Origin of the sequence: uncultured Halomonas sp. (genome assembly GCF_947501415.1) — a bacterium.
Taxonomy (GTDB): Bacteria; Pseudomonadota; Gammaproteobacteria; order Pseudomonadales; family Halomonadaceae; genus Halomonas.
Genome location: NZ_CANMVL010000002.1, coordinates 162,628 through 175,996 on the forward strand (window position 1 = coordinate 162,628; position 13,369 = coordinate 175,996).

Annotated in this window: 13 protein-coding genes; 2 read left to right on the forward strand and 11 right to left on the reverse strand. The window is 66.8% G+C overall.

What is annotated here, in order from left to right; genetic code table 11:
- Window positions 1-255: 255 nt before the first annotated feature.
- From Q0894_RS01485 to cobT, 8 genes are read right to left on the reverse strand one after another with little or no spacing between them, the layout of a single operon-like run.
- Window positions 256-687, reverse strand: coding sequence for a bifunctional adenosylcobinamide kinase/adenosylcobinamide-phosphate guanylyltransferase (locus Q0894_RS01485; RefSeq protein WP_299230850.1), 432 nt, complete (start codon window positions 685-687; stop codon window positions 256-258).
- Window positions 642-1,268: a histidine phosphatase family protein gene (locus tag Q0894_RS01490; protein ID WP_299230851.1), complete on the reverse strand. Its 627-nt coding sequence runs from the start codon at window positions 1,266-1,268 to the stop codon at window positions 642-644. Before Q0894_RS01490 ends, Q0894_RS01485 begins: the two co-directional genes overlap by 46 nt.
- A complete protein-coding gene (locus Q0894_RS01495; protein ID WP_299230853.1) occupies window positions 1,220-1,975 on the reverse strand; it encodes an adenosylcobinamide-GDP ribazoletransferase in 756 nt (251 codons plus the stop codon). The genes Q0894_RS01490 and Q0894_RS01495 overlap by 49 nt, the downstream gene beginning before the upstream one ends.
- Window positions 1,972-2,544, reverse strand: coding sequence for a bifunctional adenosylcobinamide kinase/adenosylcobinamide-phosphate guanylyltransferase (locus Q0894_RS01500; protein WP_299230855.1), 573 nt, complete (start codon window positions 2,542-2,544; stop codon window positions 1,972-1,974). Before Q0894_RS01500 ends, Q0894_RS01495 begins: the two co-directional genes overlap by 4 nt.
- Window positions 2,541-3,689, reverse strand: a complete 1,149-nt coding sequence (cobD, locus tag Q0894_RS01505; RefSeq protein WP_299230857.1) for a threonine-phosphate decarboxylase CobD — start codon at window positions 3,687-3,689, stop codon at window positions 2,541-2,543. The genes Q0894_RS01500 and cobD overlap by 4 nt, the downstream gene beginning before the upstream one ends.
- Complete coding sequence (gene cbiB / locus Q0894_RS01510) at window positions 3,686-4,663, reverse strand: adenosylcobinamide-phosphate synthase CbiB (RefSeq protein ID WP_299230859.1); 978 nt, start codon at window positions 4,661-4,663, stop codon at window positions 3,686-3,688. Before cbiB ends, cobD begins: the two co-directional genes overlap by 4 nt.
- A complete protein-coding gene (locus Q0894_RS01515; RefSeq protein WP_299230861.1) occupies window positions 4,656-5,363 on the reverse strand; it encodes an adenosylcobinamide amidohydrolase in 708 nt (235 codons plus the stop codon). Before Q0894_RS01515 ends, cbiB begins: the two co-directional genes overlap by 8 nt.
- Entirely contained in the window at window positions 5,360-6,412 is a 1,053-nt protein-coding gene (gene cobT / locus Q0894_RS01520; protein WP_299230863.1) for a nicotinate-nucleotide--dimethylbenzimidazole phosphoribosyltransferase, read from the reverse strand. The genes Q0894_RS01515 and cobT overlap by 4 nt, the downstream gene beginning before the upstream one ends.
- Window positions 6,413-6,692: 280 nt before the next feature.
- Between cobT and Q0894_RS01525 the strand changes: the two genes are divergently transcribed.
- The gene (locus Q0894_RS01525) at window positions 6,693-8,339 is read left to right on the forward strand and encodes a hypothetical protein (RefSeq protein ID WP_299230865.1); all 1,647 of its coding nucleotides are present in this window, start codon (window positions 6,693-6,695) and stop codon (window positions 8,337-8,339) included.
- Between the two features lie 80 nt (window positions 8,340-8,419).
- Here the strand turns inward: Q0894_RS01525 and Q0894_RS01530 are convergent, their stop codons facing one another.
- Window positions 8,420-9,544 carry an RNA-guided endonuclease TnpB family protein gene (locus tag Q0894_RS01530; RefSeq protein ID WP_299230867.1) on the reverse strand — a complete coding sequence of 375 codons (1,125 nt, stop codon included), beginning with the start codon at window positions 9,542-9,544 and terminating at the stop codon, window positions 8,420-8,422.
- A gap of 236 nt (window positions 9,545-9,780) precedes the next feature.
- Here Q0894_RS01530 and Q0894_RS01535 point away from each other — a divergent pair, with 236 nt between their 5' ends.
- Window positions 9,781-10,257, forward strand: coding sequence for a nucleoside deaminase (locus Q0894_RS01535; RefSeq protein WP_299230868.1), 477 nt, complete (start codon window positions 9,781-9,783; stop codon window positions 10,255-10,257).
- A 6-nt stretch (window positions 10,258-10,263) separates the two neighbouring features.
- On the opposite strand, the gene Q0894_RS01540 is transcribed toward Q0894_RS01535, so the two are convergent.
- Together Q0894_RS01540 and Q0894_RS01545 are read right to left on the reverse strand one after the other, a co-directional pair.
- Window positions 10,264-11,148, reverse strand: coding sequence for a glutathione S-transferase N-terminal domain-containing protein (locus Q0894_RS01540; RefSeq protein WP_299230870.1), 885 nt, complete (start codon window positions 11,146-11,148; stop codon window positions 10,264-10,266).
- Window positions 11,149-11,316: 168 nt separating this feature from the next.
- Window positions 11,317-13,143, reverse strand: a complete 1,827-nt coding sequence (locus Q0894_RS01545) for an acyl-CoA dehydrogenase C-terminal domain-containing protein (RefSeq protein WP_299230872.1) — start codon at window positions 13,141-13,143, stop codon at window positions 11,317-11,319.
- Window positions 13,144-13,369: the final 226 nt, after the last annotated feature.

Here is a 13,369-nt window from a genome sequence, read left to right on the forward strand (position 1 = left end):
ATAATCGCAGTTACCACCAGACTGATAGTGAAAGGCGCCGGGGACAGGCCGGAGAGGGGGTCCGAGGACCAGGGGTGAGGAGCACTGCTCCGAACGGGCTGGCCATGGATGGCCAGCACCGGACCTGCAAGCGAAGCGGGACGCGAGAGCGCCGCAGGGCCGAGGTAGCCTACAAGGAAGTACTCGTAGCGCCCCCTCGGAGGCCTGTCGCCGGAACAGCCTTGAACGTTACCGCCATCGGCGACGCCTTGGTCGCTACTCTCCGCTGTCCAGTCGCCTGGCCAGGCCATGTCGCACATACCACACCGCCGAGCAGCGTGACGCGACCTCCTGGACCAACCAGCCGTTGAGATCCCGCAGCCGGCGAGCTTCGGGCGCCATGGGCACGATGCCGCGCCCCATCTCATCAAGAATCAGTACAACCTCCAGCCCCCGGGTTTCCAGCGCCACCAGTGCCTCCAGCATGGCACGCCAGCCTTGCCGTACACCGTCGTCGCCATCTTCGGCCAGGGCGGTAGTGAGCCAGCCGGCCCAGCCGGTGACCACCAGAACAGACCCTGGTGAGAGATCGTAGGGCCTGGCACCTACGGTCTGCCCCAGCGCCAGCCGCTCCCAGTGCGCCGCCGGAAAGCGCTTGCTGACTAGTTCGCGTCGCCCTGAACAGGCACCGCCGATGAAGCACTGCATCGCCAGCCTCCCTCATGATGGATAAACGTGAAGTGACGCCCCTGGGCCTGGCCCACCACGCCCTCCCAGAAGTCGACGGCCTCCAGACGACGGCGCAGCTCGCGAATCACGCCGCCGTGGCTGACCGCCAACACGCGCTGTCGATCACCCGCCTGTGCAAGTACACCCTCTAGCCAGGCAGAGAGCCTGCTCCAGAGTGCATCGGACGACTCACCGCCGGGCGGTGCCTGCATGCCCGCACTATCGATCCATGCCCGATAGTGCGGATCGTCCTTGAGCTCGTCCCAGGTACAACCCTCATAGTCGCCGAAATCGAGTTCGCGCAGGCGCGGGTCGAACAGCGCCGAGGCGTCGCGGCCCGGCTGAACATGGGCCAGCGTCTGTCGGCAGCGGGCCAAGTCACTGGAGTGGATGGCATCGAACTCGGTGTCCGCCAGATGTTCACGCAATCGCTCCATGTCAGGCACGGCATCGGGCAGCAGAAGCGGGATGTCGCGCTGCCCCTGGTAGCGTCGTTCAAGATTCCAGCGCGTCACGCCATGCCGAACCACCACCAGCTCCAGGCGACGAGCAGCAGCCATAGTTCTCCTCCCTCGATGGCGGCACCAACGATATCGCCGTTGATGCCGGAAAAGGCCCTGACCATGAACAGGCCATAGAGGCATAGAAAGACCAGCAGAGCACCCAGCAGCCAGACCCCACCGGGCACGAAGCCGAAGATGCTCAGCAACGGCAGCAGCGATAGCGCCAGGTCGCGATGCCTCAGGTGTTGCCGCCAGGTCCAGGCCAACCCTTCGCGCCGTGCCAGGGGCGCCAGGCGCAACAGCACCAGGGCGCCGAAGCGGGCCAGGGCCGGCAGTGCCACCCATAGCCAGGGGCTGACCCCGGCGTCGAGCAGCGCCCACAGCAGTACTCCCTTCCAGGCCAGCAGGAAGACGAGGGCGAGAATGGCGAAGCTGCCCACCTGGCTATCCTTCATGATCGCCCAGCGCCGCTCCAGGGACGCATTGCTGCCCAGTGCATCGGCCAGATCCATTACGCCATCGAGATGTAGCCCCCCGCTGAGCGCCACCCACAGGCTAAGCAGGGTCAGCGTCAGCAGCGGGGTGGGAAGTCCCACCCCGAGAGCGGCCACCACCGCCAGGGCCGCGCCGATCAGCAGGCCCACCAGGGGATAGCAGCGCAACGCCCAGCGACAGGTGCCGGCATGCCACGGGCAGGCAACAGGCATAGGAATTCGAGTCAGAAACTGCAGGGCCAGCACCAGCCCATGGAGGGCCTCCTTCATCGTCTCGTCTCCGCGCTGCATTCCCCGTCAGCCTGGCCGTCGATGGCTTTCCACTCGAGTGCCATGCCGGCCACCACCTCGATCACCCGGTCGGCCTCTCGCGCCAGCCGGCGATGCAGTCGCTGGAGAAAGGCCAGGTAGCGCCAGGTCTCGGCATCGGCTGGTGGCAGATCCTCGTTGAGGTCGTTGGAGACCACCACCAGGGCGATATCGCGCGTGCGGGCCATCTGGATCACCCGGGCCAGCATCGCCTCACCATCGGCCTCCTGGCCGCCACTGGCATAGAGCCACTGGCTGGCCCAGAGGGTCAGGCAATCCAGCAGCACGCTATCTCCCTCGGCCACCTCGGCAAGGGCCGTGTCCAGCGCCAGGGGCGTCTCAAGGGTGCGCCAACCGGTGCCGCGCTCGTGACGATGGCGCGCAATTCGCGCGGCCATCTCGGCGTCCGTGGCCTGGGCCGTGGCGAGATAGACGAGCTCGCCACGGCGGGATTGATGCAAGGCGCCGGCCAGCGCCTCGGCATGACGACTCTTGCCGGAGCGCGCCCCACCACCGACGAAGGCGATCATGACCCGCCCTCCTCGGCTTCCCGCAACACCTCGGCCAGGGCCGCCAGCAGGCGCGCATTGGTCGTGGCATCGCCCAGGGCCAGACGCAACCAGCCGCCGTCGAGGCCCGGGAAGGACTCGGTATGACGCACCAGCACACCGCGGCGCAGCAGCGCCGGCAACAGTTGGCGCGTCGCCTCGCGCCCCCTGGGGTGACGCATCAGGAAGAAGTTGGCCCTACTGGGGATCACCTCCAGGCCCAGGGCACCGAGCCCCACCTGCAACCGCGGCCGCTCGGTGGCGAGCCAGGCTTCGGTGCAATTGGCGAAGTCGCGGTCGGCGAGCAGCGGCGCCACCAGTGCCGCCGCCAGGCCATTGACGCTCCAGGCGGGCTGACAGCCGGCGGCATGGCGCACCGTCTCGCGGTCGGCCAGCAGATAGCCCAGGCGCAACCCCGGCAGGGTAAAGTGCTTGGTCAACGAGCGCAGCAGGATCAGGTGCTCGAAGCGGGTCAGCAGTGGCGTCAACGCCTCCCCCCCCGTCGGCCTTCCCGTCTCGTTGCCCACGAAATCGATAAAGGCCTCGTCCACCACCACGCGACAGCCGCGCTCCGCGGTGAGTTCGAGTAGCCGCTCCACCGAGGCTTTCGTCGCCAGGGTGCCGGTGGGGTTGTTGGGCCGGCACAGGAAGAGTAGCCGCGCCTCGCCCAGGGCGGCGACCACCGCCTCCGGGTCGAGGCGAAAGTCCGGCGGCTCGAGAGTCAGGCGAGTGGCTGGCAGGCCATGGGCCGCGCAGGCTCGTGCATACTCGGCGAAGGTGGGCTCGACGATGGCTACGGGAGCGGCAGGGAACTCCCGGGCATGGAGGGCAACGGCCAGAAAGATCGCCTCGGCGCCACCGTTGGTCAGCAGTATCTGCTCGGATGTCACCCCTTCTCGAGCGGCGATCGACTCACGCGCCTCGCGATAGTCGGGATCGGGATAGCGGGCCAGTGCCTCGCCCTCCCCCTGCAGACGAGCCGACACCCAGTTGGGGAGCCAGGTCGGCGGCCCCAGGGGATTGAGATTGGCGCTGGCATCCAGCACCGGCGTGTCGTCGGCCAGCCCGAAGCGAGCCAGCAAGGGCGCCGCTTGACCGCCGTGGAGCGGCCACTCCTTCGAACTCATGTCAGCACCTCCTTCAACAGAGTGACCAGGGCCAGCAACGCCAGAAAGACGACCCAACCGCCATGCATCAAGCGAACCGCTGCCGGGATATGCCGGGCACCGAGGGCCTCATGGGGGGAGCCGAGCCGAACCCGCGCTGAGAGTTCGCCGAGGTAGTGGTTGTTACCGCCGAGCTGCACGCCCAGCAGATGGGCCACCATGGCCTCGGGCCAGCCGCTGTTGGGGCTAAGGTGGCGCGGCGCTTCCCGGCGGGTGGCGGCCAGCGCTCCCCGGGTCCGCCGCCCATCGCTCAGTCGCGCGCCGAGCCATAGCGTCAGGGCGGTCAGACGTGCCGGCAGCCAGTTGGCCAGATCGTCGAGCCTGGCCGAGGCCCAGCCAAAGTCGAGATAGCGTGCGCTGCGATGGCCCACCATGGAGTCGAGGGTGTTGATCGCCTTGTAGGCCAGCGCCAGAGGCGCACCGCCCAGCAGGGCAAAGAACAGCGGGGAAGTAATGCCATCCACGCTGTTTTCGGCCACGGTTTCCACCGTGCCACGGGCGATGTCGGCCTCATCCAGTTCGGCGGTATCGCGCCCGACGATCATGGAGAGTGCCCGACGAGCGCCGGGCAGATCGCCACCCGTCAGGGGCGCCGCGACGGCGAGGGCGGCGTCGCGCAGGCCCTTGATCGCCAGACAGCTGGCCAGCAGCCACCCCTCGGCGAGCCAGCCCAGCCAGGGGTGAACACGTGCCAGTAGCGTGATGGCCGACCAGGCCAGTCCCCCGCTGCCCAGTACCACCAGCGCCGTCATCAAGGCCCCCTTGCACCGACGACTCACCCGGCTGCCATGGTTCCAGCCGCCTTCCAGGCGAGCGATCACCCTGCCCATGCCCACCACCGGATGCGGCAGGCGACGCGGATCGCCGATCAGCAGGTCGACGCCCACGGCGGCCAGCACCAGGCCGAGCAGTGCAAGCGATAGCGGCTCAGCCATGGAACACCGCCCGTTCCTTGGCACCACGCCGCCACTCCCGGGGGGCGAGTAGCGACTCTCGGGTGGCCCGATATATCGCCTGGCCCAGCTCGCGCCCCAGACGCGTACCGGACCCGGCGTAGGGAGACACCGCGCCCTGCTGGGTCGCGGCGATCGCCAGGCAGTCGGTGGAGGTACCACTTGCCGGCGTGCCGCTGTGGGGATCGAGCACCTCCAGCGATTGAAGGGCACGTACCTTGGCTTCGCTGGCAGACAGGCAGGCGTTGACCATGGCGCTGTCGCTGAGGCACCCATCGATAAGCACCAGGGTGTTGATGGTACCCACCGGTCGAGGGTCGCCGGCCAGGGGGGCGGTGATATCCACGGCATTGCCTGCCCCTGCGGTCACCGCCACCAGTACTCCCTCGCCTTCGACCAGCGTCAGATGTTCGAGTCGCACCGCGGTCATCATGGCCAGGCTCCTCTCCAGCGGGATACCGCGCGCCGTGAGCCACCTCGCCAGGTCCCCGGTCGGTTCGTGGCCAGCGTAGTCCTTGTCTACATGAAAGTTGCAGAAATGGTGGCGCCAGCCGAAGCCACCACCCACCAGGGCGCTGCTCAGCGTCCAGAGTGGCTGAGGGCTGGCAAGGTGCACGCACTCCTCATCGACGGCCAGGGTCAGCCCTGGCCCAAAGCCGAGCTGGATAGTCTCCGACATCATGACCCAGCGCCGATACCGGCATCGTCGAAGGTGGCCATCTCCGACAGCAAGCGACACGCCGAGTCCAGCAGCGGAAAGGCCAGGGCGGCGCCGGTGCCTTCGCCGAGGCGCAGCCCGAAGTCGAGTAGCGGCCGGGCATCGAGGGCCTTCAGCGCCAGTTCGTGCCCCGGCTCCTGGGAGCGGTGACCGAAGATCAGATACTCTCGCAAGCCGGGGCACAGCCGACGCCCCACCAGCGCCGCCACGGTGGCGATAAAGCCATCCACCAGCAGCGGCAGGCGCTGTTCGGCGCCGCCCAGAAAGGCCCCGGCCATGGCGGCAATCTCCAGCCCCCCCACCGCGGCCAGAGCCCCCAGCGGGTCGTTGCGATCCGGCCGACGTGCCGCCAGGGCGCGCTCGATCACCGACCGCTTATGGGCCACACCGCTGGCATCGAGACCGGTACCGTTTCCGACCAGCCCGGCCACAGGACCGCCGGTCAGCACGGCCAACAAGGCACTACTCGCCGTGGTATTGGCGATGCCCATCTCGCCGATGATCAGGCAGCGACTGCCGGCCGAGGCGGCACGCTTGGCGGCGCGCGCCCCTGCCGCCATGGCCTGCAGGGCCTCGTCCCGTGTCATGGCGTCGTTTTCCAGCATGTTGGCGGTGCCGAGACGGACCTTCTCGTTCACCAGGCGCGGATGACGGGCCGCGCCATCGGGCAAGGGAGTGGCCACCCCCACATCGATGACCTCAAGGTGCGCCGCGTGCTGTCGGGCGAAAACATTGATGGCGGCCCCACCGGCGGTGAAGTTGGCCACCATCTGTACGGTCACTTCCTGGGGAAAGGCCGACACCCCCTCGGCGGCCACCCCGTGGTCGGCGGCAAACACCAGCATGGCGGGGGGCGCAACCTGGGGGAGTGACTCCCCCTGGATGGCCGCCAACTCCACGGCCAGACGCTCCAGGCGCCCCAGGCTACCCGGGGGCTTGGTCAATTGGTCGAGGCGTCGCACGGCACGCTCCGCGGCGATGCTGTCGAGCGGGGGAAGACGGTCGGGGATCATGGTGAGCGAGCCACTCCTGGCAGAAGCATCCGGTCTGGGCCGGCCATCTTAGCAGAACGCCTGTGGCGGGCGGTGGCTGCATGCCGTCCCGGACCGACACCGGAAGTGAAGGAGTCAGGCTCACCACGGCAGACAGTTTCCCCGACCCGTCAGTGATCCCCCCAGCCGGTGGCGGCGACGTGACGGCCTTGCGCTCACTATATTGAAGGAGCGGACCTTTCGCTCTTGACCTGCCGTGGGCAGGCGACCGAGGCGAGCCGACCGGGTCCCGGGGGAGGCGATGATGACAAGCCCCTACTGGCTGCTTCCTGGCCTTATGCTGCTCTCCTTCCAGTGGCTCCTGATCGATGTCCTGTACTTCCATGCCGCCCTCGCCTGTGTGCCACTGGCAGCCTTCGCCGGCGACCGCCATGGCTGGCGGGGAGTCGGCATGGTAGTGGTCGGTGGATCGCTGCTTCCCTTCGGACTCTATCTACCGGTTGGCGGCTTTCCCGCCGAGCCTGGCCTCTATCTGGTCGCCATCGCGCTTGCCGCCATGCTGGCGTCCGGATGGAGGGTGCCGGACCTCGCCGATCGCTTCCGGCCGGGCTTCGGCTTCCTTGCCGCGCTTCTCCTGCTTCCGCTGCATCTGGTCGTGGCCAGGGAGGGGCTCGACAATGGCGTCGATATCGGTGTCTCGATCCGTCTACTGCCAGCGCTGTTCTTCCTGCTGTTTCTGCTCGGCAGTGCCCGGGCCCCGACACTGCCGGTGCTGGGCCCTCTGGCCTTGGCCACCGCCGCGGGGCTCGCCCTGGCCCTGCTCGATGGGACGCTGCTGGAGCTACCCAGGCGGATTGGCTACCGGCTCGACACCCCCGCCGACTTCCTGACCGGGGCGGCCTGCTTTCTGGCCGGGCGATACCAACGCGAGCTCCATGAGGCGCAGGGGCCCATCACGCCGCTGCCGGCCAGGCCACTTGGGACTTGTGCGCTGCTGCTGATGCTATGGGGCGGGTATCCGGCCTGGCATTTTCTCGTTATACAGGCGGGAGAGCATGGCGACCTGCTCCGACAGCTCGCTCCCGTGGGCAGCAGACTCGCTCTCCCGCTGGCGGCCCTGCTGGCCGGCTGGTGCCATCGGCGACGCGGGGTCGCCGGCGTGATATGCATGGCCGCCATCGTGGAGACTAGCGGAGTCCTCCTGGCCTGGAGCAGTGCCAACCTGGGCGCCCCGGTGGTGGCCTTCGCCTTCGGTGCGCTGGGCAGCGGCCTGCGCGATCGTCGGGAAGGCACCCACACCCCCTGGCACCCTGTGCGCTGGGTCAGACTGGCCCTGGTCAGCACGGTGAGTCTGACGCTGATCCTCGGGCTCGAGCCCGGAGAGGCGCGAGACCTGCTGCTCCTGGCCCTGAGCGTCGCGGCGATCTTCGCGCTGCCGATCGTCCTGCGAACCCTGCTGCGTCGGGCCGGCCTGTGGCTCAGCGATGCCGCCCGGCAGGGCTGGCTGGCCACCATGGAGCTCACCCTGCTGCTGCTGGGGCTGCTCTCCCATCTGCAGGAGGCGCTGGGAGTCGTGGTCGGTATCGTCACGGTGGTGCGCTCGGCATTACCGGGGTTTCAGATATCACCGGGATGGGAAGCGGAGGTGGCTCCGCTGCTGGGCATCGGCGCACTCCTTTATGTCGCCCTGCTGCTGACGGCGCTCTCCGCGGCGCTGGACAGGCTGCTGGCGGTCACCGCCAGCGCCCGGACGCTGATCGACTGGCTGAGGGGGCGGCTGTCGCCCGGCTCCATAATGGCGAGGCAGGAAAGGGAGGAGACGGTCGAGAACGCCGATGCTTACGGATGGTTGCACTCCCTGACCCGTGGCATTCGCTGGGTCCGCAACGCCCTGTTACTCGCCGCCGTGGGAGCCACCCTGCTGCTGATGCTGGACGAGTTCTGCTGACACTCCCCGCCCTGTCGGGCGAGGGTTCTTGGGTCACCCCGAGAACCTTCCTGCTTCGACACGCCGTCACTAGGCAGCGGCTAAGCCGCTGCCCCCGCTCCGGTCGCTCCACAGGCTAACCCCGCCAGCCCGGCGGTTCGGATATTCCTGGCCGCGTTGATGTCGCGGTCGATGGCGCGGCCACAGCCGTCACAGTGCCAATGGCGCCGCGACAGCGGCAGCTTTTCAACCTTGTGCCCGCAGCCGTGGCACATCTTGCTGCTGGGCAGCCACTGGCTCACTTTCACCACTTGCCGTCCCGCCCATTCGGCCTTGTACTCAAGCTGGCCCACGAACTCGCCCCAGCCGGCATCGCTGATGGCCTTGGCCAGGGAGTGGTTCTTGAGCATTCCGGTGATGTTTAGCGACTCGACACACAGCACTTGGTTTTCGTTGACGAGCGTGCGGGTCGCCTTGTGAATGGCGTCGCGGCGACAATCCGCGATTTTGGCATGCAGCCGCGCCACCTTCTGGCGCAGCTTGTTCCGGTTGCGCGAGCCTTTCTGCTTTTTCGCCAACCGGCGTTGCAGGTACGCCAGCTTCGCTTCGTGGCGCTTCAGATGGCGCGGATTGCCTGACTTCATCCCCTCGCTGGTGATGAAAAGGTCGGTCAGCCCCAGGTCGATCCCCGTCATCTTCGGCGTCACCGGCAGCACGTCCGGCGTGAACTCGCACAGGCAACTGATGAAGTAGCGGCCTGCCCGGTCGCGTGAAATCGTCACGCTGGACGGGGCGCTGGGCAGAGGCCGGCTCCAGCGGATCGGCAACGGCGTCGTCGTCTTGGCGATGGTGATCTCGCCATCCCGATAGCGAAACGCCGCTTTGGTCAGCCGAATGGATTGGCGGCCATCCTTGCGTTTGAAGCGTGGATAGCGTGCCTTGAGCTTAGGGTTGAAGAAGTTATCGAAGGCGGCTTTTTGATCGCGGAGGGCTTGTTGCAGGATGACGCTAGACACGTCCTTGAGCCACGGATATTCCGCCTTGAGGGCCACCAGTCGCTTTTCCGCTGTGGAATGTGATATCGACTCGCCGCGCTGCTGATACGCCTCGGAGCGGTAGGCCAGTGTATTATTCCAGACAAAACGCACGCAACCAAACGAGTGCGTCAGCAACACCGCTTGCTCGGGCGTGGGATACAACCGTTCTTTGTAGGCGCGCTTAGTCATTCTGTATAAATATCAGGCAACGTTCAGGATTTCAACCGAGCACCGCGTGGCGGTGCGCGCTTATATCACCGCCCGGTTGGGCGATGCTTTACGCGCTGTTTGGTAACAGGACTGGCTACCTTACCGCAGCGCTCCGGCCGGCCCAGACCTGGCTCTGCCCGGCGATGGACTCGGAGGATGCAAACCGCGGCGAGGCTTCCTATGCTGGAGGCCCTTTCACCACTGGAGACCCAACGATGATCGATGCCACCGATATGATTCATCTGGAGCGCTGCGTGGCGCTGGCGGAGAAGGGACTGGAAGCGGGCGATGAGCCATTCGGCTCGGTGCTGGTGAGTGCAGAGGGCGAGGTGCTGGCCGAGGACCACAACCATGTGGCCGGCGGCGACGCCACCCAGCACCCCGAATTCTTTCTGGCCCGCTGGGCGGCGGAGCACCTCACACCCGAGCAGCGCGCCGGGGCGACCGTCTATACCTCCGGCGAGCACTGTCCCATGTGCGCGGCGGCCCATGGCTGGGTGGGGCTGGGGCGCATCGTCTACGCCAGCTCTTCCGAGCAGCTGATCGGCTGGCTCGAGGAGATGGGCGTTGCGCCGGCGCCGGTGGCGCCACTGCCCATCGAGCAGGTGGTGCCGGACGCCGTGGTCGAGGGGCCAGTACCGGCCTTCGCCGAGCGGATCCGCTCCCTGCACCGCCGCCTGCATGGCGCCTGAGGGAAGTCAGGTACCTCCAGCCATTACCCGCTCGATAAAGGCCTCGCAGCGCCGTTGGGCCGGCCGCTCGCGCAGGCCATCCCAATAGATCTCGAACTCGGGGCGGCGAGGGAGTGTACCGAAGTGCATGCCCCAGCCGATGTGCGAGCCCACATAGACATCCGCCGCGCTGAAGGCGTCACCGGCGATAAAGGGCTTGCCCGCCACGGCACCGGCTAGGGTATCCACCAGCGAGTAATAGTCGCCGCTGCCCAGGCGCATCGCCTGCTCCGGGGTGGGCATGACGCCCAGGTCGTTGAGAGCGATGGCGCTCTCCAGTGGACCGGCGGCAAGAAACAGCCAACGGTAGTAGTCACCCCGCGCGGCGGGCGGCGGGGCCAGTCCAGCCTCGGGGAAGGCATCGGCCAGATAGGCGCAGATCGCCGCGGCCTCGGTCACCACGGTGCCGCCGTGGCGGATGGCGGGTACCTTGCCAAGCGGATTGATGGCGAGGTACTCCAGCGACTTCATGGCGTTGCCGTACTCCAGCGTGACCGTGCGGTAGTTGATGCCGAGCTCTTCCAGCATCCAGTGCACGATGCCGCCACGCGACAGCGGGTTGGTATAGAAGATCAGCTCCGCGGCCTTCGCCTGGGGTGAGCCCCCTTCACCCTGTCCGACCCCTTGGGGTTCCTGCAGGGCCGGTGGTGGCAGCACGACCTCTGGGGGCAATAGATAGCCCTGGCCGGGTTCATTGACCACCTCGACCCCCACCGCGCGCAGCACGGCAACCTCCTGGTAGAGGGTGCGCAGCGAGATCCCCAGGGCCTCGGCAAGGGCGGAGCCAGGCATCGGCTCCTGGCGATGGCGCAGGAGCCGAATGAGCGCCTGCAGGCGGGTGGAACGGGTCATGCTGGCCTCCCGGCGCCCTGGGCGCGCGTCGATACGACGTGTATATCACGCATGATGCCTGCCCAGCCCCGCCGGCACCAGCAGTCCCATCAAGAAAGGTTCATCACAAGAAAGGCGGCGAGGTTGCCCTCGCCGCCCATCGATCGTTGTTGCCAGGGAAATCTGGCGTCAGATCTCGAAGCCGAGTCCGAAATCTTCGGCGCTGATGGCCATCAGCGGCTCGGCTCCAGCCTCGAGCGCGCCCTTGTGGGCACGGGTGCGCGGCAGCAGGCGCTGATAGAAGAAGCGCGCGGTATCCAGCTTGGCCCGGTAGAAGGCGGCCTCGTCGGTGCCCTCGGCAAGTGCGGCGCGAGCCTGCCGGGCGGCACGGGCGAACAGGTAGGCCAGGGTCACGTAACCTGAATACATCAGATAGTCGACGCTGGCCGCCCCCACCTCCTCTCGATCGGCCATCGCCTTCATGCCGATTGCCATGGTCATCTCGCCCCACTCCTGGTTGAGCTTGGCCAACGGGCGGACGAACTCGGCGAGCTCGCTGTTGCCCTCCTCGGCCTGGCAGAACTTGTGGATCTCCCTGGTAAAGGCCTTGAGGCTCTCGCCCTGGCTCATCAGCACCTTGCGACCCAGCAGGTCGAGGGCCTGGATACCGGTCGTGCCCTCATAGAGGCGAGTGATGCGCGCATCGCGCACCAGCTGCTCCATGCCCCACTCCTGAATGAAGCCGTGCCCACCGAAGACCTGCACGCCTTCGTTGGTCGCCTCGAAGCCCACCTCGGTAAGGAATGCCTTGACGATAGGCGTCAGCAGGCCCAGCAGGGTCTCGGCCCGCGCCTTCTCGTCGGCATCGGTGCCCTGCTCGACGATATCGATCATCTGGGCGGTATACAGCACCAGCATCCGGCCGCCCTCGGCGAAAGCCTTCTGGGTCAGCAGCATGCGCCGCACATCCGGATGAACGATGATCGGGTCGGCGACCTTCTCGGGCGCCTTGGCACCGGAGAGTGCACGCATCTGCAGGCGATCGCGAGCATAGGCCAGCGAGTTCTGGAAGCTGGCCTCGGTGAGGCCCAGCCCCTGGATGCCGACCCCGATGCGGGCAGCGTTCATCATGGTGAACATGCAGGCCAGGCCCTTGTTGGGTGCCCCGATCAGAAAGCCCTTCGCCGAGTCGAAGTTCATCACGCAGGTCGCGTTGCCATGGATACCCATCTTGTGTTCCAGGGAGCCGCAAGTGACGCCGTTGCGCTCACCGGGGTTGCCGTCGCTATCGGGCAGGTGCTCATTGGGTAAATACTTCGGCACCACAAACAGCGAGATGCCTTTGGAGCCTTCGGGCGCGTCGGGCAGCTTGGCCAGCACCAGATGGACGATATTCTCGGCCAGGTCATGTTCACCGGCGGAGATAAAGATCTTGGTGCCCGTCACCGCGTAGCTGCCATCGTCATTGGGCATCGCACGGGTCTTGATCAGGCCCAGATCGGTGCCACAGTGAGGCTCGGTCAGGCACATGGTGCCGGTCCAGGTGCCCTCCACCAGCTTGGTGAGATAGGTGGCCTGCTGCTCCTCGGTTCCGTGATGACGCAGCGCGTCGGCGGCGCCATGGGAGAGCCCCGGGTACATGCCCCAGGCCAGGTTGGTGGAGCAGACCATTTCGTTGAGCACCATGGCCAGCGAGTGAGGCAACCCCTGACCACCATGGGCGGGGTCGGCGGCCAGGCTCGGCCAGCCACCCTCGACATACTGGGCATAGGCCTCCTTGAACCCCCTGGGGGCCTTCACCTCGCCACCCTCCAGCAGGCAGCCCTCGCGATCGCCACTCTGATTCAGTGGCAACAACACCTCGCGTGAGAAGCGCGCCCCCTCCTCCAGGATGGCGGCGACCACGTCGGGCGTCGCCTCTTCCCCACCGGGCAGGCGAGCATAGTGGCCCGGGTAGTCCAGCATCTCATCCATCACGAAACGAAGGTCACGCAGGGGGGCCTGATAGTCGGGCATCTCGAACTCTCCAATGTCTCGGTGAACCACAAGAGTGGCGCCAGTTGTCAGTTGCAGGTAGGCAATGGCAACCGCTTTCAAACATGTGTTTGAAATTAGCTGTCACACGACCGAGAGTCAAGCGTTCGATTGAAAACTCGAACGACACGGGCTCTGCTGCCACTCCCCATGCCCCCCCCGAAAGAGCCCCACCTCGAAAGAGAAAACACCCCGAAAGAGAAAACAC

What these genes read in the sequence shown, in the direction of transcription:
- Q0894_RS01545 (WP_299230872.1), bottom strand. Translation starts at nt 13,143, where the DNA reads ATGCCCGACTATCAGGCCCCCCTGCGTGACCTTCGTTTCGTGATGGAT.
- Q0894_RS01485 (WP_299230850.1), bottom strand. Translation starts at nt 687, where the DNA reads ATGCAGTGCTTCATCGGCGGTGCCTGTTCAGGGCGACGCGAACTAGTC.
- Q0894_RS01540 (WP_299230870.1), bottom strand. Translation starts at nt 11,148, where the DNA reads ATGACCCGTTCCACCCGCCTGCAGGCGCTCATTCGGCTCCTGCGCCAT.
- Q0894_RS01490 (WP_299230851.1), bottom strand. Translation starts at nt 1,268, where the DNA reads ATGGCTGCTGCTCGTCGCCTGGAGCTGGTGGTGGTTCGGCATGGCGTG.
- Q0894_RS01495 (WP_299230853.1), bottom strand. Translation starts at nt 1,975, where the DNA reads ATGAAGGAGGCCCTCCATGGGCTGGTGCTGGCCCTGCAGTTTCTGACT.
- Q0894_RS01525 (WP_299230865.1), top strand. Translation starts at nt 6,693, where the DNA reads ATGATGACAAGCCCCTACTGGCTGCTTCCTGGCCTTATGCTGCTCTCC.
- Q0894_RS01515 (WP_299230861.1), bottom strand. Translation starts at nt 5,363, where the DNA reads ATGATGTCGGAGACTATCCAGCTCGGCTTTGGGCCAGGGCTGACCCTG.
- cbiB (WP_299230859.1), bottom strand. Translation starts at nt 4,663, where the DNA reads ATGGCTGAGCCGCTATCGCTTGCACTGCTCGGCCTGGTGCTGGCCGCC.
- Q0894_RS01535 (WP_299230868.1), top strand. Translation starts at nt 9,781, where the DNA reads ATGATCGATGCCACCGATATGATTCATCTGGAGCGCTGCGTGGCGCTG.
- cobT (WP_299230863.1), bottom strand. Translation starts at nt 6,412, where the DNA reads ATGATCCCCGACCGTCTTCCCCCGCTCGACAGCATCGCCGCGGAGCGT.
- Q0894_RS01500 (WP_299230855.1), bottom strand. Translation starts at nt 2,544, where the DNA reads ATGATCGCCTTCGTCGGTGGTGGGGCGCGCTCCGGCAAGAGTCGTCAT.
- Q0894_RS01530 (WP_299230867.1), bottom strand. Translation starts at nt 9,544, where the DNA reads ATGACTAAGCGCGCCTACAAAGAACGGTTGTATCCCACGCCCGAGCAA.
- cobD (WP_299230857.1), bottom strand. Translation starts at nt 3,689, where the DNA reads ATGAGTTCGAAGGAGTGGCCGCTCCACGGCGGTCAAGCGGCGCCCTTG.